The sequence below is a fragment of the Paenarthrobacter sp. YAF11_1 genome (assembly GCF_052113445.1).
Taxonomy (GTDB): Bacteria; Actinomycetota; Actinomycetes; order Actinomycetales; family Micrococcaceae; genus Arthrobacter.
The window spans coordinates 19,074-41,588 of record NZ_JBFRDF010000006.1 but is presented as its reverse complement, the minus strand read 5'-3'; the positions used below and the strand labels follow the sequence as shown (position 1 = coordinate 41,588).

Below are 22,515 nucleotides of genomic sequence, written 5' to 3'. Positions count from 1 at the left end.
GGGCGCATCAACCAATCCACGTGTCAGGACCCGGTGAGGCCAAGACTCGGAATTCGCCCCGAAGGCCCGAGGGGATCAGTAGCCTGACCTGGAAAAGTCAGGCTACTGATCCCCTCGGGCTTTGACTGCGCTGCGGTAGGTAGCCGAGGTTCAGGAAAAGCTCACACTAGACAACTTCCAACTGGCGGAAGCGGGAGCCCTGGAATACCAAGGGGTCAACCGCCTTGTCCGCATACAGTGCCTTGATCTCGAGCAGTACCACGGTGTGGTCGCCGGCAGCATACTCGGCATGGATGGAACATTCGAACCACACAGGCGATCCGCCGATAAGGACGGCGCCACCGTCGGTGGTGAGCACGTCTATTCCGGTGAAGCGTCCACTACGGTCCTTGGCGGCGAGTTGCCGACAAGCAGAGGCATGGGCGTTCCCCAACACGGAGATTCCGATCCGATCTGCTTGGCGGAGCAACGGCCAAGTCGTGGACGAATTCTGCACAGCAAACATTACCAATGGCGGATCCATGGAAACGCCGACGGTGAATGACGAGGCCACCAGAACTTCCTTCTGACCGCCAACCTCAGCGGACAGTGCCGCCACACCTGAAGGAAAGCAGGAGAAAGTTTCTCGCAGAAGTGCGGAATCGGGGGAATAAGTTGTCAACATGATCGACTGATCCTTTCGAAAGAGCTCTGGTGAAGTGGGCAAACCTTCAATTGATTTGTTTCCGCCGTTAGGCCCGGTACTTTTGGGCCGGGCTCGGCGGCATTTCGCGTGTGGGCCTCGTGGAGGGGCGCCGGGTGGAATCGAAGCTGATGCGTCGGGCCTGGCTTGAGACGTCTGGCCCGTTGTGGTTGGTCCGCATGAGCAGCCGCCTCTCCTGTCGCGTATGCACTTGCTGCGCGCTCCCTTCTGTGCGTCCTTGCTCAAACCTGAGCGCCTGCCCAAGTCTAACGTGGCACATTTCACAAACACAATGATTCGAACCGTAAAAAATTTTGGAAAGCTGCCATCCCGAAGGAACTATTGCTCTCAGGGGGCTCTGCAGCGGACTCACGGGCGGAATGAAGGGGCCATGTTGGCGTTCAGTGGACATGGATGGGCCCGTCGTATGGGGCGTGATTGGATATACTTGATCACACGGTCTGATCGAATGCCCAGATTCGACGGTCCGCCGCCTTGTGAATGGGGCGCTACACTTGCAGCAAAGAAAGCCGCTTCCCGCCACGCTGGAAGTCGATGCCCTGACGCACTGGAGGAACCCATGGCAAATGACCACCAGCCGGCCGCTTTTCGCCGCCGGCAGTTCATCGAAGCCGCCGTTCAGGTCATTAGTCGAGAGGGGATGGCAAAGGCTACGACCCGCAAGATAGCTGAAGTTGCAGGCCTTCCAGCTGCAAACCTGCACTATTGCTTCGCTACTAAGGAAGATCTGCTCCAGGCGGTCTACGAATATGCATCGTCAACGGGGCTAACAAACATAGATGTAACGCCGGGCGTGGGCCTGCATCAAGGGATTGAGGACATCGTCCGGTCTTTTGCCAAGTGGATGCTCAGCGGCCGTGACATCCAGATCACACTGTACGAATTTGCCTTTTGGTCTCTCCGGAATCCCGAGTCCAGTCACCTTGCGGGTCGTGCGTATCGCCGGGGCCTGGATTTCTGCGCCCAGCTTCTCCGGGAGGTGCGTAGGGAAGACGAGTCAGACGTTGACGTCGAGATGCTCGCGCGCTTGGTCATTGGGGCACTTGACGGCTTTGCCCTTCAGTGGCTCACATTGGACGACGGATCGGGTATGAGAATGCTCGACACATCCGTGAGGATGATCCAGTCGACCCTGCCGATGGCTGTCACTCCCGCCTAGGTGGACTGAGGCGCCCCCGCGTCAGGGCGCTTGCAACTCGCTCCGACTCGGCGCACCTGCATGCACTTGCGAACGATTCTTACGCCTTCAAGTGAAACTTCACTGCGGTTGTAGCCCACCGATGCTAATCTGTATACAGTTACCACCAATTGGTGGATGTTGGGCAGATCAGCCCTGGTGGCGAGAGCTCGCCGGTGCTGACGCCTGTTGTTTTGGGGTGCAATCCGGGCGGGGGCGGCTCCGACTGCTTGCTGTTTTTTAGGGGGTTCCATGGCATGGGACACAGAGCGAACCAAGAGGCTATTGCTTAGAGCGGCAACCACGGAGTTTTGTGACCGCGGACTGGCGGGGGCGCGCATTGATCGAATCGCTTCGGAAGCCGGGGTGAACAAGGAGCGGATCTACCAGTACTTCGGCAACAAGAGCGCGCTCTTTGATGCGGTGATCGTCTCAGCGATCAGCGCTGGCGCGGATGACGTCCGCATCGAAGGCATCGGGCCAGAAGCAATTGCTGATTATGCGGGTCGATTATTTGACTGCCATCAGCGAGACGCCACTGCGCCGCGGCTCTTGTTTTGGGAGGGTTTGGAGCGTGGTGTGGAAGTCGTCGGCCTCTCCGCCCGCGTAGCGAACTTTGCCCCAATGGTTGGCGGTATTCAGTCCGCACTTCCCGGCACTGCACGCCAGGATGCGGCTGACTTGCTCATAACCATCCTCAGTCTCTGCGGGGCATGGACCGTACTTCCGGGGCTTGACAGGCTGATATCCGGCGTAGATCCGGACCTCGCATGGAGGCGCCGGGCGGTGATCATGCGAACCGTTCGGCTTGGTGCTGAAGCCATCTGGAATCAAAGCGGCCCGGTCGCTGCAGTGATTCCCAATGATGGCCGGTCCTCTTTGCGTGCAGGCAAGTCAGCCGACCAGTGACACGCATAAGGCAGCCTCTCTGATTAGTGGGAGGCCCCAAGTTCCACCAGGAGTACGCCACCTACGATTAGGGCAATTCCCCCAAGCATGAGTAAGGTCAGCGGTTCCTTGAACACGAATTTGCTCAGGATCGCGGTCAAGGCGACTCCGGCAGCTGCCCAGATGCCGTAGGCAACGCCGAGAGGCGCGCCCTCTCCCAGTGCGAGGGAGAGTAGGGCAAATGCAAGGAGATAGCCACCAACGATTGCCACGTACCAAGCCCTGCGGCCGGTGATGCTTGCCCGGAGGGACAGGGTGGCCGCGACCTCGCTGAGGATGGCTCCAATAAGAAATATCCAGCTCATTTAGACAGCGACCTCCTTCTTTTCCTTGGCTTTTTGCGAGCCGATCTCCACGCACAGGACTCCTCCGATGATGAGGAGCAGGCCGAATGTCATCACAAGCGTGAGCGGTTCGCCGAAGAAGACGGAAGACAAGATGGCAGTCAGCGCCACCCCCAGGGCACCCCATATCCCATAGGCAACTCCTAGGGCGAGGCCCTCACGAAGGACAAACGAAAGGAATATGAAAGAGGCGACATAGCCGATGGCTACCACTACGTACCAGACTGGATGGTCCAAGGCGGCTTTCAGCGACAGGGTTGCCGAAACCTCACTGACAATTGCGCAGGCTAGCAAGATCCATTTCTTCACGTCAGTTCTCCAATAGTTTGTTAACGACAGCGCGCACTTGACCCGCTTCTGTTGCGGTAAGGGCGAAGACCCCTGTGGAGCTCGCGAACCAGGCGCCGTCAGCTATGAGCCTGGCAGCAGTGAGGTTGCCATGAAGGGAAGGCGGAAGGTCTGCGGGAAGGGCCACCCACCGATGCATCTGTTGTACCCACCTCTCGGCCAGGGGCTGACGCAGGCGGGGATCGCTGAGGATTACCATGTCCGATTCGTCGAACTCTCCACTGATCGCGTAATCCACATAAGCGCTTATGCGCGACGCGGGGGAGGCCTCATCTACCGGGGTTCCCAGATGGGCCTTCAGCCCTTCCTCCCATCGGTTCGCCACCATGTCCACCAAGCCCAACATGAGAGCTTCCTTGGTTGGGAAATGGTGCATGAGGCCAGCTTTGGTCAGGCCCGTACGCCGCGCTGCAGAATCGAGGCTTATGGATTCTCCTGCGCGAAGGCAGTCCAGGGCCGATTCGAGGATCCGATTTCGAGTATCCGACATCATGAAATCAAGCCTACCATTCGGAAGGTAGGCTGGGGTCACCACAAACCCTAAGGAACACCATGACAATTCGCCCCATTGACGTAACTACTCAATCGTTGAGCACAGGACGGTTCTTTCGTCGAGCATTCCGTTCGGCCTCTCTGGCTGAAGGGATTAGCTGGGCGGGGTTGATCGCAGCGTTGATCATCAAATACCCACTTAGTGGGAATCCCTTTGGCGTAACCATCTGGGGATGGATCCACGGCGTGGTCTGGTTGGCGGTTGTTGCTGCCACCATCGCTGCAGCAATCCGATTCCGCTGGCCCTGGTGGGCGCTCCCGGCAGGACTTGTCGTGTCGGTCCTGCCGTTCCTCAGTGTCCCGTTCGATCTCTGGATGGAACGCACTGGAAGGCTTCGTGCTGGGTGGCGGAGCTCCCGCAGTGGTGGTCGTCCCTACGCCCCAATGCCGTCATCCGCTTCGAAAAGCTAAACGTGCGAGCCCGCGTCATCCAGCATCACCCGATTTGTGAAGCGCCCGTAGGTCGGCACGTCGTTAAGTGCGTGACGGGGATCCGAGCCGTACGGGTTCTTCGTCAATGACGTAAGCCTCTTCCGCATGGGCGGCGATATCGATACCCCGCACTTCGTCTTCAGGACGGATCCGCAGGCCGATGGTGACTTGGACGATTTTCGCAACGATCCAAGTGACAGCAAATGAATACACCAGCACGGCTCCCGTCGCTACAGCCTGTGTACCTAGCAGGCCGAACCCGCCGCCGTAGAGCAGGCCCGCCGTCTTGTTCGGAGCAGCTTCAGTTGCGAAGATGCCTATGAGCAGGGTTCCAATGACCCCACCAACCAGATGGACACCCACAACATCAAGGGAATCGTCGAAACCAAGACGGAACTTCCATTCGACGGCCAGGGAACACACTGCCCCGGCGATTGCCCCGATTGCGATCGCGCCCAGCGGACCTACTGCACCGCATGCAGGGGTGATGGCTACAAGGCCCGCAACCAAGCCTGAGGCGGCACCTACGCTGCTGGCCCGGCCAAGGCGGAAGCGTTCGACGGCGATCCAGCCCAAGAGGGCGGCGGCACCTGCGACGGCGGTATTGAGGAACACGACCCCGGCCGCGTTTCCTGCCGCGAGAGCCGAGCCCGCGTTGAAGCCGAACCAGCCGACCCAGAGCAGGCCGGCGCCCACCAAAACCAAAGGACGGCTGTGCGGGCGGACATGCTCACTCTTCGGCCATCCTGCGCTGCGCCCCAGGACCAGCGACAAGGCCAGGGCCGCGACGCCGGCGTTGATGTGCACTGCGGTTCCGCCGGCGAAGTCGATCGCCTTGAGGCCGTTAAGTATCCATCCACCAGTGACGGTGCCTTCAGGTGAGCTCAGTGCGAAGACCCAGTGGGCAACCGGCAGATACACGAGGGTAGACCACAGTCCGGCAAAGAGCATCCAGGCTCCGAACTTCATCCGTCCCGCAGCGGCACCAGCGATGATGGCGGTGGTGATGCCGGCGAAGAAAAGTTGGAAGGCGGCGAACAGGGCTGCTGGCAATGGTGTGTCCGGATTTTCGGCGAGCAATTGTTCGAGGCCGGGATATTGCGTGAGGTCGCCGATCAGTCCGAGGCCGCCGATCGAGTTGCCGAAAACGGCTGAGTAGCCAAAGGCGACCCAGAGGACGGCCACGATGCTGACGCCGCCGAAGCACATCATCATCATGTTCAAGATGCGCCGCGAGCCAACCATGCCTCCGTAGAAGAGGGCTAAGCCAGGGATGAGAATGCAGACCAAGGCGGCAGCGGCCAGGATCCAGGCAGTATTTCCAGTGTCCACGAGAGCTCCGATCTCAATAAATCGATCTCAATGCAAAGGTTGTTGTTGAAGGGAATGAGAAAAGTGCTTATCAGGCTTCGAGTAACCATCGGGCGGCCGCTTCGCGGTACTTGCTGATGCCCTTGTAGTCGGCCATGTCCTGAGGCAGTTCGGCCAGGACATTGCCAAGGCGCTGCCTCCACGCGGGAATAGTGGCCAGTTCCTCAAGGGATGCCAGGTAGGTGCGGACCAGGAACATGAGTGCGCCCGACCGGGGGAGCCGTACCAGGTGCTGGACTTCGACCCTCAAATGGAGTCGTTCGTGCAGGGCCGGGTCTTCGGCAATACGGGTACGGTCGTGCCCCCACGCCGGGTATGTCTCGGTGGAGGTGTCCAAGCGCCGGTCAATTGTCATGGTCCAGTTTGTGCGTCGGTAGTTCTGACCCGCTTGGAGCCGCATGAGAAATTGTTGTGCACGGGTGATGATCTGTTCCTCATGGATGCGGGGGACAGGTCCATGAACTTCGAGGAAACGCATTCCAACGTCAAATCCCATGGACCAGTCGGCGGCGAAGGTGACTACACCGCCGTCGAGCCATAAAGCGTCTTCTCGCTGATCCAGCAGAACGATGTCCTCCTGAACTTGGCTGGAGAGGAAACGGAGCGGGCCGCCTGGGATGGACGAATCGTCCCCCACCGCAAATTCCAGATCTTCGTTGAGCAGTGTGTTGACCCATCGGCACGTTGTACCGGAGCGGCTGAGCGCCATGTGCTCCGGATATTCCGTGGACAAGGCTTCCAGCACTGTGAGCAGTGCGTCCCAAGCTGCCGGGCGCATGTGGTCAAGGAGCGCGATGCGGCTTGGATCGGCGGCCAGGATGGACCGTCGAGCGGACAACTCGTGGAGGTAGTCCGCGTCAATTTCGATCAGCCTATCGCCCCACTCCCCGGCAGCTGTTCCAACCAGCGTTTGGGCGGGTTCGACGTTTGCACTGTAGCGGTATTTTTCCCGTGGAAAAGGGAACGGAAACCGCGCCAGCCGGTGGTCAAAGGCAGTAGGGAGGCCTGTACTCATATGTCCAGCTCCAGTTCTGGTTCGTGGCTGCGGGAGACGCAGCACATGATGGTCGCATTCGAGGCTTTCTCCTGCTCGTTAAGGTAAAGATCGCGATGCTGGGGCCGTCCTTTCTTCACGGGAATGCGGCATTCCCCGCAGACGCCCTGGCGGCAGAGATTTGGCACGGATACTCCCGACTTTTGCAACGCTTCGAGCAGGGACGTGCCGGAGGGTATATGCACCGAGCCGCCAGTGCGGGCCAAGTGGACAGTGAAGGGCTTTCCGGGGTCAAGGTTGGCGGTGCCGAAGGCTTCAATGTGAAGACGGGACTCCGGCCAGCATGCCTTCCTGGCCTCGGCGATCACGGATTCCATGAAGTTCTGCGGCCCGCAGGCGTAGAGGTGAGTTCCAAGGGGCTGTCGGCCCAAGGCCTCTACGAGGCCATCGCGAAAGGAATTCCGTCCAGCGAACTCCCTCAATGACAGGGAAGGTGTTCTCTTGCACAAGTCACGGATTTCGTCCAGATGCGCCGCTTGCTGGGGACGGTACGTGTATAGCAGTTCAGCGCTCTTGCCCCAGGAAGCGGCGGCCCGGAGATGCGACAGGGTAGGGGTGATGCCGATGCCCCCGGCGATCAGCAAGTGGTGCCGGGCTGATGCGACCGGCGGGAAGGCGCTGCGAGGCAGGGAGACCCTGACTCTCTCGCCCAGCCCCAAGCGGTGCACGGCCGATGACCCACCCCGCCCATCCGGACAATGGAGGACTGAGATGCGGTACTCTGCCGGGCTGTCGCCAGAGCCTGTGAGCGAATAGGGGTTGGCATGCCCCTCGCATTCGATCACCAGGTGGCTGCCAGGGGCGTAGCTGGGCAGGTTCTGCCTGCACGGATCCCGTAGCACGATCTCGCGTATGTCCTGGGTGAGATACGTGGCGTCAGCCACCACCAGTTCCAAGTGGGTTGAGACCGCTGCGGATCGGTCTGCGGTGGTTGGTTCGTCCGCGGTGCTCGCCAACTGCGTGTTCATAGAATCGCCTCCGCGTCGTTCATGAAGCCGAGGTAGCTCGCGGTGCGGCGAGAGAAGTGGTGGTAGATCTCCAGGGAGCGGCTGCACCCAACACACTCAACAACGTTGCCGACACATTGCTCCGTCACCGTTGTGGTCCGGCAGTGTGGACAGTAGACGTTCTTCTCCTGATGGTTAGTCACGGCTTGGGCAATCTCTTCGCCGATCAGTCCTTCCGCCATTGCAACTGCTGTTGCACTGTGTACTTGGGTTTGGGGTCCTGCAATCAGGATGCGGAGTCCGATCTTTGCCGAGCGCAGATGGCCCCTCAGAATGCGGAGAGCTACTTCGTCTGCTTCGTCAGTGGCAACGTGGCGTCGGCGTACTGACGAACCGGCCTGTGCAAACCATCTGTCGGCCGCTGCCCGACCCTCGAGGCCGAAGGACAGGGCCAGCAATTCCGTAGCCCTCCCCGGGGGCGCGGGTGATGTCGCCCCCGGAACGCTCGTGTGCCGCAACATGTCAGGGGGCGAAGGTGCGGTCGCCGACGAAGAATCCCAGGGCTTGGTCCGTGGTCTCGAATTTGACGGTGGTGCCCTTGGGGAAAAAGAGGACATCGCGTTCCTTGGCCACAGTCGTTTCGCCCGTGGAGACGTCAGTCAGTATGAACTCGCCGAGTACGACTACCTTCATCTCGTCGTAGGTGTACTCGTACACCAGGGCGTCGCCCTTCTTAAGCTCGAAGAATCCTGCGCACATCGACGAACCCAGCGGGTTGGCCAGCGAGTCGCCGATGAAGGCTTCAGCTCCGGGCACTTCCATACTCGGCAGGCCGGCGTATCCGTTTTCCACTTTGTGGATCGCTCCGGCGGTTGTGTGGGAGCCCATGAGGGTGCTGTCCATTTCAGTCTCCTGTTACTGAGAGATGGTTACTAACGTGAAACAACGATCACTCACATTCAACCCTGGGAGGTTACCGGCCTGTTAAATCTGGGTATACAGCAAGGACTTGCGATCGAAACATGGTTTTTACATGGAGGGCGTTGAGCTGAAACACTTGGCATGAGTAACTGTATTCAACCAAGTTTCCTGACAGGGAACGGATATGAAAGATTGGATGCATGATGACAGCACTCGTTTCAGACTCCGCAGAGGACCTGGCCGCCTTCGAGCATGACGCCCCGGCTCCCTTGGCAGAGTTGGTGGCTGCGCACGGTACCCGCTTCATATTGGCAACCTTCGTCGATATGAATGGAAAGCCCTGTGCCAAACTGGTCCCCGCAGCGGCGGTGGCTGAACTCGAGGCCGGGAAGCTCGGCTTTGCCGGCTACGCTGCGGGTTTGGTGGGGCAGAACCCCCAAGACAGCGACCTGTGCGCCGTGCCGGACCCCGCCAGTTTCACTCCGCTGGATGCTGTTCGCCCGGGCCTGGCCCTGGTGCATTGCGATCCCCACGTAGACGGTAAGCCGTGGCCCTTCGCACCAAGGGTTATTTTGAAGCAGGCCCTGGCACGGCTCGCCGAACTGAACATGACCGCAAAGGTCGGCGCCGAAGTCGAGTACTACCTGGTGACAAAGGGCGATGACGGTGCGCTCGCCACCGCTGATGCCAAAGACGACGGCGCGCACCCGTGCTACGACGCCCGGGGTGTGACCCGGATGTATGAACACCTCACGGAAGTTTCGGACGTCATGAACAACCTGGGATGGGGCAACTACGCCAATGACCATGAGGACGGGGCAGGCCAATTTGAGCAGAACTTCGACTACGCGGATGCCCTCATTACTGCAGACCGTGTGGTCACCCTCCGATACCTGTTGAACATCTTTGCGGAGCAACGAGACATGGTGGCGACCTTTATGCCCAAGCCCTTCACCCACCGAACGGGCAACGGACTGCACTTCCATCTATCGCTATGGGACGGCGTTGGCAAAGACGAACTATTTCCTGCTACGGGAGAAGACCACCGCGGACTTGGATTGTCGGGTACCGCTTACAGCTTCCTGGCGGGGATCCTGGACCATGCACCTGCCCTTCAGGCGTTCCTCGCCCCGACGGTCAATTCGTACAAGCGCACTGGTGCCACGACGACGGAGTCCGGAGCTACGTGGTCAACCAACAAAGCCTCCTACGGCGGCAACGACCGCACGCACATGATCCGCGTCCCGGACACCCACCGTATCGAACTGCGTTCCGGCGATGGTTCCGCGAATCCGTATCTTGCCATCGCTGCGGTCATTTCGGCCGGTCTTGATGGCATGGAGCACCAACTGGACCCGGGCGCACCGTGCGTACCGGGGGAGCGGCGTGCAGATGCCGCCATTCTTCCGCCCACGCTGCTCCACGCAGTGCAAGCCCTGCGCGATGATCCCGTGATGCTCTCTGCCCTATGCGGCTCGGAAGAGGTGGGGCGGTATTACGCCGCAGCCAAGGAAACCGAATTCTTCCAGTGGCACAACCAGGTCACTGACTGGGAAATCGCCCAGTATCTGACCGCGATTTGAACCCTACGCCACGACAACCAAGAAAAGGAATACTCCATGTGCGGAATCGCCGCCTTGCAGCTGCGCAATCCAGGTTTGCGCCCCCAGATGGGCTCGCTGCTCTCCACCATGCTCTGCGAAATTGTTGACCGCGGACCAGATTCTGCTGGCCTGGCCATCTACGACAACCCCCAACTGACAACGGAGGGCGCATCGACCTTGAGCCTTCTGGGCGCGGACTTGAACATCCGGTCCACCGAGATCGACACCTTCCTGGCCGGGCTCCTTCCCAAGGGAGCGAAGTCCAGCGTCAAGATCGTCGGTGACACCACCTTGGTCTCGGCCAAGGTACCAGCGGGGGAGCTGGCAGCGGCCGTTACCCACGCCAGCCCCGGAGTTGTGGTCGCAGGCCGCGGCGAGCGGGTAACAGTCATGAAAAGCGTGGGCCACCCTATGGACGTGGCAGAACGGCACGGACTGGACGGCATGTACGGCTCACAGGCCGTCAGCCACACCCGTATGGCCACCGAATCTGCTGTCACGGCTGGAGGCTCGCATCCGTTCTCCGTGGCAGACGATCTCTGCCTGGTCCACAACGGGTCCTTCTCCAACCACGCCTCCGTACGCCGGGAACTCAAGCGCCTCGGAGTCCAGTTCGACTCCGAAAATGACACCGAAGTGGGCGCCCGCTACGTTGCCCACCGTCTTCAGCAAAGCGACGACCTCGAAGCAGCCCTGGTCAACCTGGGCAAAGTCCTTGACGGCTTTTACACTCTGGTGGTCACTACTGCCGACAGCATGGCAGTAGTGCGAGACCCCATCGCTTGCAAGCCGGCCATCATCGCAGAAACTGACGATTGGGTAGCCATGGCCTCTGAATTCCGGGCGCTGGCAGAACTCCCGGGCATCGAGAACGCGCGGATCTTTGAACCGGAGCCCGGACGCGTCTACACCTGGTCGCTCTAAGTCGCAGCTTTTGTGCAACCTACGCCAACATCCCCTTAGCCTCAAAGGAGTCCACCGTGACCACCACCCTTGAAACCAGCTCAGGCGCCGGGTACGCCACAACGCCCCCGGACGTGTTCGACCTCAAACTCGACGACGTCCGCACCTTCAACAAGGCCGTCCACCAGGCAACGGAGGGCCAGTCCTTCGTCGTGGAAAACCCCGGCGGTAAGCACAGCCTCGCGGTGGGCATCAACGCAGTGATTGACGTCGACATTAACGGCCACGCTGGCTACTACGCTGCAGGCATGAATCAAGGTGGCCGCATCACCGTCCACGGCAACGCCGGCGTGGGGGTCGCAGAGAATATGATGTCCGGGAAAGTGCACGTTACCGGAGACGCTTCCCAATCCGCCGGTGCCACGGCTCACGGCGGCATACTGGTCATCGATGGCAACGCCTCCGCTCGTTGCGGGATTTCCATGAAGGGCGTCGACATCGTGGTGGGCGGCAACATCGGCCACATGTCCGCATTCATGGCACAAGCCGGGCGCCTGGTTGTCTGTGGCGATGCTGGCGAAGCGTTGGGTGACTCCATCTACGAGGCCCGCATCTACGTCAAGGGAACGGTCGCTTCCCTAGGTGCCGACTGCATCGCCAAGGACATGCGCGCCGAGAACTTGGACGAACTCACGGAGCTACTCCGGGCAGCCGGACGGGACGACGACCCGGCAGACTTCACCCGGTACGGCTCAGCCCGCACCCTTTATCACTTCAACGTCGACAACTCCAGCGCCTACTAGGAGACCGCCATGACCCTCACCGCTCCCGACCAAACCCTTGCAACGGCACCAACACAGTCACTAGCAGACCTGGGCCTGCGCGAATCCGCAACCTTCGACCGGGCCACAATCGCGGACATCCAACGCGCCGCTGAAACCGGCATCTATGACATCCGTGGCTGGGGCGCCAAACGCAAGGTCCCACACTTCGACGACCTTCTCTTCCTCGGTGCGTCCATGTCCCGCTACCCGCTGGAGGGGTACCGCGAAAAGTGCGGGACCGACGTCGTGCTCGGTGACCGCTACGCGTCCAAGCCGTTGCGCCTGGAGACACCTGTGACGATCGCCGGCATGAGCTTCGGTGCGCTGTCCGCCAACGCCAAGGAAGCGCTCGGCCGCGGGGCCAGTGCTGTGGGCACCTCCACCACAACCGGCGACGGCGGCATGACGCCTGAAGAGCGTGGCCAATCGAAGAACCTCGTCTATCAATATCTGCCCTCGCGCTACGGCATGAATCCCGATGACCTGCGGAAGGCCGACGCTATCGAGGTGGTCCTCGGGCAGGGTGCGAAGCCGGGTGGTGGAGGCATGCTGCTCGGCCAGAAAATCACTGAACGCGTGGCCGGCATGCGGACGCTCCCCATCGGCATCGACCAGCGTTCAGCCTGCCGCCACCCGGACTGGACCGGTCCGGACGACCTCGAAATTAAAATCGCCGAACTGCGTGAGATCACCGACTGGGAAAAACCGATCTACGTCAAGATTGGCGCGTCGCGTCCGTATTACGACACCGCGCTCGCCGTGAAATCGGGGGCAGATGTTGTGGTCCTGGACGGCATGCAGGGCGGAACCGCGGCCACCCAACAGGTGTTCATCGAAAACGTCGGCATTCCCACCCTTGCCGCGATTCCACAGTCAGTCCAAGCTCTTCAGGAGCTCGGCATGCACCGCAAGGTCCAGCTCATCGTCTCCGGGGGCATCCGCACCGGGGCCGACGTTGCAAAGGCCATGGCTTTGGGCGCGGACGCTGTCGCCATAGGCACTGCCGCGCTGATCGCGCTCGGTGACAACAATCCCCGCTACGCCGCTGAATACGCCAAACTCGGCTCGGCAGCCGGTTACTACGACGACTTCCAGGACGGCCGCGACCCCGCGGGCATCAGCACCCAGGACCCCGAACTCTCCTCACGGTTGGATCCCGTCGCAGGAGGACGCCGCCTAGCCAACTACCTGCGAGTACTCACGATGGAAGCACAGACCATCGCAAGAGCCTGCGGAAAAGCACACCTGCACAATCTGGAGCCCGAAGATCTCGTGGCGCTGACACTCGAATCCGCCGCGATGGCCCGGGTGCCCTTGGCAGGAACGTCGTGGATTCCGGGCGCCCCCGGAGCGGGCTTCTGATGGACAGTTTCGACTATGTGGTGGTTGGTGCCGGCCTCGCCGGTGCCGCCACTGCGTGGCAACTCGCGATGCGGGGACACCAAGTAGCAATCGTAGAACGCCACAAACCGGCAAACCCCGAAGGGAGCTCCCACGGCTCCGCCCGGATCTTCCGTTACGCGTACGCCCAACACCACTACGCGGCCATGGTCAAAGAGTCCTTGGCCGGATGGCAGGAACTGGACCGGTTGGCGGGAGAACGCCTCATCACACCCAGTGGTTGTGTGGACTACGGGCAGGAACGTAAACCACGCGAACTTGCCGCCGTGCTCACCGGGGTCGGAATTGACCACGAACTCATGTCGGCCGGGGAAGCGGCCACCCGCTGGCCGCAGTTCGATTTCGACACAGAGGTGCTTTGGCACCAAGACGCCGGGGTGATTGACGCCGACCGTGCGGTCCACACGATGGTGGACGCCGCCGTCGGGCTGGGTGCGCGGCTTTATCAGGATTGGACGCTCGTATCCGCCCAACGGTTCGGCGCCGGGTTGGTGCTCACCAACGACCGCGGCGAACAACTGGGGGCAAGCCACATGGTAGCGGCCGCAGGTGGCTGGCTGCCCGGGCTGCTGAGCAGACTGGAGCTTCCGACGTCGTTCCTGGCTGCGCTGCCACCTTTCACCATCATGCAGGAAACTGCATTTCACTTTCCTTATAAAGATCCGGAAGACCTGTGGCCCACATTCATCCATAAACGGCCCGGCATGCAAACGTACGGCCTCCCCGGAGGGCGCGACGCGGATTTTCGTGGACAGAAGCTGGCTGAATTCAACGGCGGCAAGGTCATTCGGGACGCTGCCTCACAAGACGGCGTCATCGACTCCTCGCACCGTGCCCGCATCATCGACTACGTCAAGCGGTACATTCCCGGCCTGGTACCAGAACCCTACGCCGAGACCACCTGCCTGTTCACCAACACTCCCACGGAGGATTTCGTCATCGACACCACCGACCGTGTCACAGTCGTTTCGCCATGCAGTGGCCACGGTGCCAAATTTGCGCCGCTTCTGGGCCACCTCGCTGCCGACCTTGCCACCGGAGCCGCCGACGTGCCGCTTCGCTTCCGCCCCACCCTTGCGGCGGCGGGACGGTCGGCATGACGGCGGTAAAGCGTACGACGGCGGCGGGTGCCGGAAGCAGCTCCGTCGCCAATACTTCGGTCTCTGGCCTTATGCGGAACATCGCGGACACTGGCCGTGACCCAAGCCGCGGCGGGTACACTCGGTCCGTCTTTTCAACGGCCGAGAACGACTTGCGGACGTGGTTCCTCGAGCAGGCGCAGCGACGTGGCTTGGATACGGAAACCGACCGGAATGGCATTTTGTGGGCATGGTGGGACACGCCATCCGGAGACCGGAAAGACGCGGTAGTCACCGGAAGCCACCTCGACTCGGTCCCCGGAGGTGGCGCGTTTGACGGACCGTTGGGAGTCTCATCGGCGCTGATCGCAGTCGATATTCTGCGTGAACGGGGCCTATCACCCGCAAAACCTGTCGCGCTCGCTGTTTTTCCTGAAGAGGAAGGTTCGCGCTTCGGCGTTGCCTGCCTTGGTTCCCGACTGCTGACTGGCGCCATCGATCCGGACAAGGCCCGGAACCTCCGCGATCCTGATGGAACCACGTTCGCGGACGCTGCAACCGCTGCCGGCTTGGATCCCCGGTACATGGGCCACGATCCTGAAACGCTCAACCGCATGGGAGCCTTCATCGAACTGCACGTCGAACAGGGCCGGGGACTGATTGATCTGAACGAGCCGTTGGCAGTAGGCTCTTCCATCCTCGGTCACGGCCGATGGCGGCTTACAGTACGTGGACAAGGTAACCACGCTGGTACCACTTTGATGGAGGACAGGCATGACCCCATGGTGGCCGCAGCGGGGATCATTAGAGCTGTCCGTGATTGCGCCCTCCGCTATGTCGGTGCCCGGGCCACGGTCGGGAGGATCGTCCCGGTGCCCGGTGGGACCAACGTCATCGCCTCAGCGGTAGATCTCTGGCTGGATGTCCGCCACGCGGACGATGCGGTGACGGCCGCCGTCGTCGAAAATATCCATGTGGCGGCGGTAGCGGCAGCCGCCGCGGAGGGCTGCACTATGCTGCTGGCCGAGGAGTCACTTAGTCCCACCGTCCACTTCGACCCGGGGCTGCGGTCGCGCCTCGGGGAGTTGCTTCCGTCCGCCCCGATCCTGGACACCGGAGCCGGGCACGACGCCGGCGTACTCGCCGGCGTCGTGCCCACCGCGATGCTCTTCGTCCGGAACCCCACGGGGGTGTCCCACTCGCCGGAGGAACACGTGGAGGACGGGGATGCCGAACTTGGCGCCAAGGCACTGGCCGAGGTGGTGGAAGGGCTGGTAGGGATGCCATGACAGGCACTCGGGGGATAGCTGACATGACCTACGTAGGCAGGGGAGACGTCGCGCCTGCCTATACTCGATTCATGACAACTGAGAAAGCCGAAAACGCGGAGGTCCCGGCAGACTCAGAGGCTCCGGAGCCGGGCTCCCTTGAGGCGATCATCGCCATGCAGGTTAAGCGCCATCGGCTGGAGGCGGGTATGTCGGCGGCCGAACTGGCGACTCGCACGGGGCTCTCCAAGGCCATGGTGTCGAAAATCGAGTCAGCCAGCACCTCGTGTTCGTTGACCACTCTCCAACGTTTGGCCCAGGGCCTCAATGTTCCCGTGACGTCGTTGTTCCAAGGCGCCGACACCGAACGTGAGGCAACACTAACCAGGGCTGGAGAGGGTAGCGTCACCGTCCGCACGGGAACCCGTCATGGCCACCAGTACCGATCTCTCGGCTCCCTGAAACGTCGTGAAAACCCCATAGAGCCCAGCCTCGTCACGTTGACCAGCGCCTCGGACGTTTTCCCCCTGTTCCAGCACAAAGGTACCGAGTTCATTTATGTGCTCGAGGGGCGCATGCTCTATGGCCACGGATCCTACGAATACGAGCTCGGCCCCGGAGACTCGCTTGTCTTTGAAGGGGAAGGGCCGCATGGCCCCCTCCTGCTGATTGACGTGCCTATCAGATTTCTCGCCGTGGCGGCTCACTAGTCCGCCTCTTTCAGCGCGCACTGGCACATCAGCCGGGAAGTTCTGGTGCCCTGGCCCCGGCAATCCTACACACGGACGGCGGACGATTCGTCGCTGGCGGTGGACTCAGATTTCGGTGTCACGCGTACCCCGTGGCAATCTGATTCGAGCGCCTCGAGATGCGGTTCTGGGCATGTCGAGTCGGTTTTTGTATGCGGTGTTTACGTTGCTGTTCCATCCGGCGATGATGCCGGCTCCGAGCATGTGGTCTGTGAGTCCGGCGAAGCGGTAGCCGGGGTCTGTGTCGAGAGCTAGTTGCATGTATTGGTGTGCTTTGGATCCTCGGCCTTCCCACCAGTTGATGTACCCGATGGTCGTGAGGATCGGTGCTGCGTGTTGTGGGCTGGTTCTGGTGTAAGTGTGGAGGATGAGTTGTTGGGCGCATTCGATGCGTGATAATTCGGGTGGGGTGGTTCGTCGCTGCTGGGGATATCAGCCGGGTGGTTTTCAACAGCGGTCGTTTCGTCGGCCTCGCGGGACTGCGCTGGCAGGGTGATCTGGTTGGTGGGCGCGATGGTGCTGCCGCACTAGATGAATTCGGAGTTGACTTGGCTGCACGCGGTGGTGCTGAGAGGCCAGTTGATGTCCTGGCCGCGCTCCGAGTCGTAGGGGGAGTAGGTGTCGTTGCCGACGAATATCCCGTCGAGAATGGCGGTTTGGTTTTTCCGAGGACTCCGGTGAGCGCCGCGGGGGTGTGGCGTGGGGTTTGGGGGTCGAGGTCGGGCGTCTGCTGCTGAGCGCGTGGGAGGCCGAGCCGTTGCGCTCTCCGGCACCAGTGGGCTGTCCGATTGGATGAGGGAATTTTTCTCCCTGAGCGACCGGCCTTCTTGTTGTGCTCACGAATTCAACAAATTGCAGAAGCCATAGAGGAGGTTTGCGGAACTTTTGCTGGCATCTTTATCCTCTGCCCATGAGGGCAATAATGTTTATGGTTCGCTTTTGGTGCCACTGATTGGAAGAGGTGGGGCTGAATGTGGCCCCACCTCTTTTTTGTGAGCCCGCTATTATGGTTAGTGCATTTCAGACTTTGCCGTGGAGGTTTCTTCGTCGTAATCCCACTGAGGCATGAGGTCGTCTTTCTTGCCACGGATCATGAGTATTGCCAATAGAGATGCGGCGATCATAGCGATTCCTGAAGCGAGGAATGCGGCTGAAAAACCATCAGTGAACGCGTTGGCTTGGCTCACGCCGGCGGATGTCGAGCCTTCGACCGCTTTGGCATGGATGACTGTGAAGACGGCTAGACCGATGGAGCCGCCGATGTGGAAGGTTGAGTTCACTGTCGCCGAGGCAACGCCTGCGTCTTCTGCCTGCACGCCAGTCAAGGATAGGTTCTGGAGCGGGACGAAGAGCATCGACAGACCGATGCCGAGAAGGGCCAAAGCCGGCAGGACCTCTGTGAAGTAGCTTCCAGTTGGGGTGATGCCGGTGAGGTAGAACAACCCCGCGGCGGAGAACAACGGACCCAAGATCATCAGTGGGCGTGGACCGTACGTATTTAGTGCCCTGGTCACCAACGGTGTACATGCCATGATGACGACAGTCATCGCCACGTTGGCCACACCGGAGAGCAGCGGGCTCATCCCCATGACCAGCTGGAAGTGGAATGTGAGGTAGAGCATGGAGCCGATCATGACGCTACCCACAACCGCCTGGATTAGGAATGCTCCGGCTCGCACCGGATGAGTGATGACCCGTAACGGCAGCAGCGGCTCCCGGACACGTGCTTGGATCCAAACGAAGAGGGCTAGAAATAACACGCCCAAGGAGATGAAGATGACGGTGTCGGCAGACCCCCAGCCATGTTCTGCAAGGGTGAAGCCGTAGACCAAGGATCCGAGCCCGAGCGTAACGGTTATTGTGCCCCAAATGTCGTAGTGGTTGTTTCCGTCGGCTTTGCTCTCGCTCAAGAGTATGGCGCCTCCGACCATTCCGAGTACTACGAAAACGATGTTGACCAGAAGGCACCAACGCCAGCTGGCGAATTCCGTCAGAACGCCACCAAGGACTAGTCCGATCGCTGCTCCTGTGCCTGCGACGGTTCCGAAGATCGCGAATGCAATGTTCCGTTCTCGACCGTGGGGGAACATTACTGTCACCATGGCCAGGGCGGCTGGCGCAAGAAGGGCCGCGAACGCCCCCTGGACTCCGCGGGCGACGATGAGCTCGATTCCGCCTTGGGCTAATCCGCCCCAGGTGGAGGCAAGCCCGAAGCCGAGCATGCCGACCATGAACGTCCGCTTACGACCCCAATAGTCTGCGATCCGCCCGCCAAGGAGAAGGAGGGCGCCAAAGGCCAAAGCGTATGCTGTTACAACCCACTGGCGTTGTCCGTCAGGCAAACTCAGTTCTTGTTGTGCTTGGGGCAGCGCGATGGTGACGATGGTCGTGTCGAGTACAACCACCAATTCTGTCATCGCCAAAATACTAAGTGCCCACCAGCGGGCAGCGTGAGAGCGCATGAGTTTAGACAAAAAGAAACCTCCAGGCTTCTTGGTAGGAAAGCTCTGGAGGTTTTCAGCCTCGGATCTCCGCGCCTATTGGCACCCGACCCCCCGAAGCTCTCGTAACTTCGGCAGGAATCAATCATACCTCACCGCGGTGGATTCAAAATCACCAAGTAATTGTGCGTTGCGGATTTCCGGATTGTCCCGGGACTTGCAAATTGGCGATAAATCTGGTCGAAAATTACTATATATTCAAGATTTGATGTGTGGGCCTACAGTGGTGGTACCGTCGTCAAATGATTTCCCTTCTGCGCGGATCTATAACTCACATTCGGGGTACCGAGGTGATACTTGACCTACGCGGGTTTGGGCTTGTTCTGGAGGTTACGGTGCCGCACGCGGAAGAGCTGTCTGTGGGCACCGAATCGGCGTTCGTTACGCGCTTCAGCGTCAAAGAGAATTCTTTGGCGCTCTATGGTTTCAGGGACACCGTCGAACTAGATCTCTTTGCCAGGCTCACAGCAGTCCCAGGCATAGGTCCCAAATCGGCCATGGCCGCGCTCAGCGTCTACCGATCCGATGAGCTAAACAAAGCCATCCGAAACGCGAACGTCGGAGCGTTTCGACCGGTACCCGGAATCGGTCCCAAGACGGCAGCTCTTATAGTCGGTTCACTCAGGCCTGGGATGATTGCAAGCACTGCACGTGATGATTCCCCTGACGAACGAGATGTCCCAAATCGCGACGCCCCCTTCACCATCGGTTTTCAGCGCAACCAGCCAGGCCCCGTTGCACTTGGGTGGAACAAGAAGAAGGTAAACGTGGCAGTTCAGGATGCGATTAGAGAGCTCGAATCGAATCCAGCCGAAACCACTGTGCCGCAGTTGCTAAGAATGGCCCTCGCCCTATTAGGAACAATCGCTCGACCTCCCTAAACCTATGAGAGGACGACGGCGAACCTTGGGATGCTCTGGCCTCTATCTGCTCTCAAGCGGGACTGTCCGTCCGCAGAAGGACCTTACCCGTCAGAGCTCAAACTATGGCATGCCGAGGTGGGTTTTGTAGGCGGTGTTTTTGTTGGTGTTCCAGCCTGCGATGATTCCGGCTCCGAGCATTTGGTCGGTGAGTCGTGCGAAGCGGTAGCCGGGGTCCGCGGTGAGGGCGAGCTGCATGTATTGGTGTGCTTTGGATCCTCGGCCTTCCCACCAGTTGATGTAGCCGATGGCGGTGAGGATGGGTGCGGCATGCTGGGGGCTGGTTCTGGTGTAGGCGTGGAGGAGGAGTTGTTGTGCCCACTCGACGCGCGACCACTTAGGCGGGGTTTCAGTTTGGGCGAAGAGGATGTGTTGGGGTGGTTCGTCGATGCCGGGGATGTCGGCCATGAGCCGGTCGCGGATGTGGGGGAATTGAAAGTTCGCTATGACGTTGGCGCAGTCCTCGTCGGTGGGGAAGTCGTTGCTGTCGAGCATGGCTGTCCATAGTTGGCTGGCTTGGTCTGCGGCTGCACCAGGGGGCAGCGCCCTGATGGTGTTCATGCGGTTTTCGACGGCGGTGGTGTGGTCCGCTTGGTGGGTTGGCGCTGGAAGGATGATGCGGTTTGTGGGTTCGATGGTGCTGCCGCGGTAGATGAATTCGGCGTTGACGCGGCTGTATTCCGTGGCGCTGATGGGCAGGCTGATGTCTTGTACGGGTTCGCTGTCGTAGGGGGAGTACGTGTCGTCGCTGACGAAGATGCCGTCTCGGATGGTGATGCCGTTTTCGGCGAGGACTCCGGTGAGTGCGGCGATGGTGGCCGCGTGCGGCTTGGGCTGGCCGGGTTCACAGTGGGTTGAGGTGTAGAGGGCGAAGACGATGCTCGTCGCGCTGGTGTCGCTGGTGAGGTAGCTGCTGACAGTCCTGGCGTAGGGGAGTTCTGTTCCGGGTTGGCGGGGGAGATCGATGCGGAGGGTGGCGCCGACTTTGCCCTTGTCCAGGGTGATGCAGACCAGGCTCTCTTGTGGCCAGAAGCCTAGGGTGTGCCCGATGAAGCTCAGCAAGTCTGCCGGGTCTTTGATGGTGAGCGCATTCATTGTCCTTTTCCTTTGTGCGTGCGTTGTGTTTTTGGCCTTTGCGCCGTTCTGATAGGGGACTTGTGCGCTGACAAGGAGCTGGAACACAACTAGGGTGACCGGGGCAGGTCCTCGGAAGGGGCAAGTGGCGTGGGAGCGCCGGACCAATTTCCAGGGAGCGGAATCGGCACGGTGACGCCATGGTTGCGCCGAGGCCCATCCAGCGATGATCGGGATATCAGAATGACAAACAGCGTTGTTGCTTCTGGCTATTCATGGGCAGGCTGGGGTGCGGCGTCATGACGTGAGCGGTCCTATCCTTCGGCATGCGCCATCGCTATGCCGGAAGCGGGCGGGGCCTGCTTCCGGTCCCGACATATGCGCCGTTATCGGCTCTTTCGAAAGGGCAGGCGGCCGAGCTCCAGAAGGAGCTTCTGGACTATTCTTCTGCGGTGCCCGGTGCCCGGTGCGGCCCACATAGGTTTCTCGGCCTATCAAAGGACGAGAAATGTCCAGGATGATGTGTTTTTGACGCGGCTCGCAACTACAATTCCTACAGTGGAACCAGAGTTTGGGGCGCTGCTCCACTGCTTTTCCACATAGCGGTATGCGCCGCTGTGAACGGGCGTAAGCGTCTGATCACGGTATTGGCTTCTGCCATCGGAGTCGGAATATGAAGTTCGTCGTCACTTATGACAAATATCGCCTCATCAGGTATATAGCAACGAATCAGCCCCTTCGACCCGTCCGAGCCTTCCCAAGCGTCCCGGGACTTCACAACACAGTCAAAGGCACCGACCCAGCCGACCTCATCGGGATGCCGATGCGCCCATGCCTGTGCCCAGGAGTCCATCCGTTCATCGAAGTGCTCCAATGAGTTGCGCGACGATACGTTCTTGATTGTCGGAAGCGTTGGATATCCCATCAGGTTCTGAATCCAACGGATCCGATCTGCCCAAAAAGCAGCCAGCGTCTTGTCTCGCGATTTTTACACTGCCAAAGATCAAATTTCTTAGGCTATCCGCAGATGAGACAGCTTGTCCCGCTCGCTCACTCAATTCCCCTGGGTCAAGGGGGCGAACCGGTTTCTCGGCGCGGAGGGCATCACCAAGTTTCAGGGCTTGGTCGCATGCAGCTTTGCATGTCCGCGTACGTTAATTCCTCTACTGGGAGACTTGCTATGTCGGTAAGTTGAACTTAAGTCTCACCAAGCTCCAGAAATAGAGCGAACCTCTTCTTATGGGACTTGCTACGACCTGCTGTTCAAGCGCTCATTCTTCTCGTTCAAAGACTTTGAGAAGCTGATCCTGAAGTGGTCTGATCTAACAGATGCCGAGCGCGAAGAAGCTCTAGGCAACCTGGCTGGAGAGATGCAGGCAGCACAGAGCGAGCTCC

23 protein-coding genes are annotated in these 22,515 nt (G+C 60.2%); 11 read left to right on the top strand and 12 right to left on the bottom strand.

What is annotated here, in order from left to right; genetic code table 11:
* Nucleotides 1–166: 166 nt before the first annotated feature.
* Entirely contained in the window at nt 167–664 is a 498-nt protein-coding gene (locus AB4Y77_RS11305) for a flavin reductase family protein (protein WP_442014004.1), read from the bottom strand.
* Nucleotides 665–1,262: 598 nt separating this feature from the next.
* On the opposite strand from AB4Y77_RS11305, the gene AB4Y77_RS11300 reads away from it, so the two are divergent.
* Both AB4Y77_RS11300 and AB4Y77_RS11295 read left to right on the top strand, forming a co-directional pair.
* On the top strand, nt 1,263–1,862 hold the full coding sequence (locus AB4Y77_RS11300) for a TetR/AcrR family transcriptional regulator (protein WP_442014003.1): 600 nt from the start codon (nt 1,263–1,265) through the stop codon (nt 1,860–1,862).
* Between the two features lie 270 nt (nt 1,863–2,132).
* Nucleotides 2,133–2,789, top strand: coding sequence for a TetR/AcrR family transcriptional regulator (locus AB4Y77_RS11295; RefSeq protein WP_442014002.1), 657 nt, complete (start codon nt 2,133–2,135; stop codon nt 2,787–2,789).
* A gap of 23 nt (nt 2,790–2,812) precedes the next feature.
* Here AB4Y77_RS11295 and AB4Y77_RS11290 read toward each other — a convergent pair whose 3' ends face one another.
* Genes AB4Y77_RS11290 through AB4Y77_RS11280 form a run of 3 tightly spaced genes read right to left on the bottom strand, consistent with a single transcriptional unit; the run spans nt 2,813 to nt 4,013 of the window.
* Nucleotides 2,813–3,133: a DMT family transporter gene (locus tag AB4Y77_RS11290; RefSeq protein ID WP_442014001.1), complete on the bottom strand. Its 321-nt coding sequence runs from the start codon at nt 3,131–3,133 to the stop codon at nt 2,813–2,815.
* The gene (locus AB4Y77_RS11285; RefSeq protein WP_442014000.1) at nt 3,134–3,481 is read right to left on the bottom strand and encodes a DMT family transporter; all 348 of its coding nucleotides are present in this window, start codon (nt 3,479–3,481) and stop codon (nt 3,134–3,136) included. It abuts the gene before it with no gap.
* A 1-nt stretch (nt 3,482) separates the two neighbouring features.
* The gene (locus tag AB4Y77_RS11280) at nt 3,483–4,013 is read right to left on the bottom strand and encodes a TetR/AcrR family transcriptional regulator (protein ID WP_442013999.1); all 531 of its coding nucleotides are present in this window, start codon (nt 4,011–4,013) and stop codon (nt 3,483–3,485) included.
* Between the two features lie 59 nt (nt 4,014–4,072).
* Here AB4Y77_RS11280 and AB4Y77_RS11275 point away from each other — a divergent pair, with 59 nt between their 5' ends.
* Entirely contained in the window at nt 4,073–4,483 is a 411-nt protein-coding gene (locus AB4Y77_RS11275; RefSeq protein ID WP_442013998.1) for a DUF3817 domain-containing protein, read from the top strand.
* A 63-nt stretch (nt 4,484–4,546) separates the two neighbouring features.
* Here AB4Y77_RS11275 and AB4Y77_RS11270 read toward each other — a convergent pair whose 3' ends face one another.
* The 5 genes from AB4Y77_RS11270 to AB4Y77_RS11250 form a co-directional block, all read right to left on the bottom strand.
* On the bottom strand, nt 4,547–5,836 hold the full coding sequence (locus AB4Y77_RS11270; RefSeq protein WP_442013997.1) for an ammonium transporter: 1,290 nt from the start codon (nt 5,834–5,836) through the stop codon (nt 4,547–4,549).
* Nucleotides 5,837–5,906: 70 nt separating this feature from the next.
* Entirely contained in the window at nt 5,907–6,890 is a 984-nt protein-coding gene (locus AB4Y77_RS11265; protein WP_442013996.1) for a heme-dependent oxidative N-demethylase family protein, read from the bottom strand.
* Nucleotides 6,887–7,897, bottom strand: coding sequence for a PDR/VanB family oxidoreductase (locus AB4Y77_RS11260; protein WP_442013995.1), 1,011 nt, complete (start codon nt 7,895–7,897; stop codon nt 6,887–6,889). The genes AB4Y77_RS11265 and AB4Y77_RS11260 overlap by 4 nt, the downstream gene beginning before the upstream one ends.
* Complete coding sequence (locus AB4Y77_RS11255; RefSeq protein WP_442013994.1) at nt 7,894–8,397, bottom strand: dimethylamine monooxygenase subunit DmmA family protein; 504 nt, start codon at nt 8,395–8,397, stop codon at nt 7,894–7,896. Before AB4Y77_RS11255 ends, AB4Y77_RS11260 begins: the two co-directional genes overlap by 4 nt.
* Nucleotide 8,398: 1 nt before the next feature.
* Entirely contained in the window at nt 8,399–8,779 is a 381-nt protein-coding gene (locus AB4Y77_RS11250; RefSeq protein ID WP_442013993.1) for a cupin domain-containing protein, read from the bottom strand.
* A 218-nt stretch (nt 8,780–8,997) separates the two neighbouring features.
* Between AB4Y77_RS11250 and glnT the strand changes: the two genes are divergently transcribed.
* The 7 genes from glnT (at nt 8,998) to AB4Y77_RS11215 (ending at nt 16,586) form a co-directional block, all read left to right on the top strand.
* Nucleotides 8,998–10,380, top strand: coding sequence for a type III glutamate--ammonia ligase (gene glnT / locus AB4Y77_RS11245; RefSeq protein WP_442013992.1), 1,383 nt, complete (start codon nt 8,998–9,000; stop codon nt 10,378–10,380).
* A gap of 36 nt (nt 10,381–10,416) precedes the next feature.
* Nucleotides 10,417–11,325: a glutamine amidotransferase gene (locus AB4Y77_RS11240; RefSeq protein WP_442013991.1), complete on the top strand. Its 909-nt coding sequence runs from the start codon at nt 10,417–10,419 to the stop codon at nt 11,323–11,325.
* Between the two features lie 56 nt (nt 11,326–11,381).
* Entirely contained in the window at nt 11,382–12,107 is a 726-nt protein-coding gene (locus AB4Y77_RS11235; protein WP_442013990.1) for a protein glxC, read from the top strand.
* Nucleotides 12,108–12,116: 9 nt separating this feature from the next.
* Nucleotides 12,117–13,490 carry an FMN-binding glutamate synthase family protein gene (locus AB4Y77_RS11230; RefSeq protein WP_442013989.1) on the top strand — a complete coding sequence of 458 codons (1,374 nt, stop codon included), beginning with the start codon at nt 12,117–12,119 and terminating at the stop codon, nt 13,488–13,490.
* Nucleotides 13,490–14,629, top strand: a complete 1,140-nt coding sequence (locus tag AB4Y77_RS11225) for an FAD-dependent oxidoreductase (RefSeq protein WP_442013988.1) — start codon at nt 13,490–13,492, stop codon at nt 14,627–14,629. Before AB4Y77_RS11230 ends, AB4Y77_RS11225 begins: the two co-directional genes overlap by 1 nt.
* Nucleotides 14,626–15,897 carry an allantoate amidohydrolase gene (locus AB4Y77_RS11220; RefSeq protein WP_442013987.1) on the top strand — a complete coding sequence of 424 codons (1,272 nt, stop codon included), beginning with the start codon at nt 14,626–14,628 and terminating at the stop codon, nt 15,895–15,897. The genes AB4Y77_RS11225 and AB4Y77_RS11220 overlap by 4 nt, the downstream gene beginning before the upstream one ends.
* A 71-nt stretch (nt 15,898–15,968) precedes the next feature.
* Entirely contained in the window at nt 15,969–16,586 is a 618-nt protein-coding gene (locus AB4Y77_RS11215) for a helix-turn-helix domain-containing protein (protein WP_442013986.1), read from the top strand.
* 105 nt (nt 16,587–16,691) lie between these two features.
* Here AB4Y77_RS11215 and AB4Y77_RS11210 read toward each other — a convergent pair whose 3' ends face one another.
* Nucleotides 16,692–16,949, bottom strand: a complete 258-nt coding sequence (locus tag AB4Y77_RS11210) for a hypothetical protein (RefSeq protein WP_442014142.1) — start codon at nt 16,947–16,949, stop codon at nt 16,692–16,694.
* 686 nt (nt 16,950–17,635) lie between these two features.
* Nucleotides 17,636–19,042: an MFS transporter gene (locus tag AB4Y77_RS11205; RefSeq protein ID WP_442013985.1), complete on the bottom strand. Its 1,407-nt coding sequence runs from the start codon at nt 19,040–19,042 to the stop codon at nt 17,636–17,638.
* Between the two features lie 326 nt (nt 19,043–19,368).
* Here AB4Y77_RS11205 and ruvA point away from each other — a divergent pair, with 326 nt between their 5' ends.
* A complete protein-coding gene (gene ruvA, locus AB4Y77_RS11200) occupies nt 19,369–20,007 on the top strand; it encodes a Holliday junction branch migration protein RuvA (protein ID WP_442013984.1) in 639 nt (212 codons plus the stop codon).
* Between the two features lie 102 nt (nt 20,008–20,109).
* Here ruvA and AB4Y77_RS11195 read toward each other — a convergent pair whose 3' ends face one another.
* On the bottom strand, nt 20,110–21,141 hold the full coding sequence (locus AB4Y77_RS11195; protein ID WP_442013983.1) for a DUF4192 domain-containing protein: 1,032 nt from the start codon (nt 21,139–21,141) through the stop codon (nt 20,110–20,112).
* Nucleotides 21,142–22,515: the final 1,374 nt, after the last annotated feature.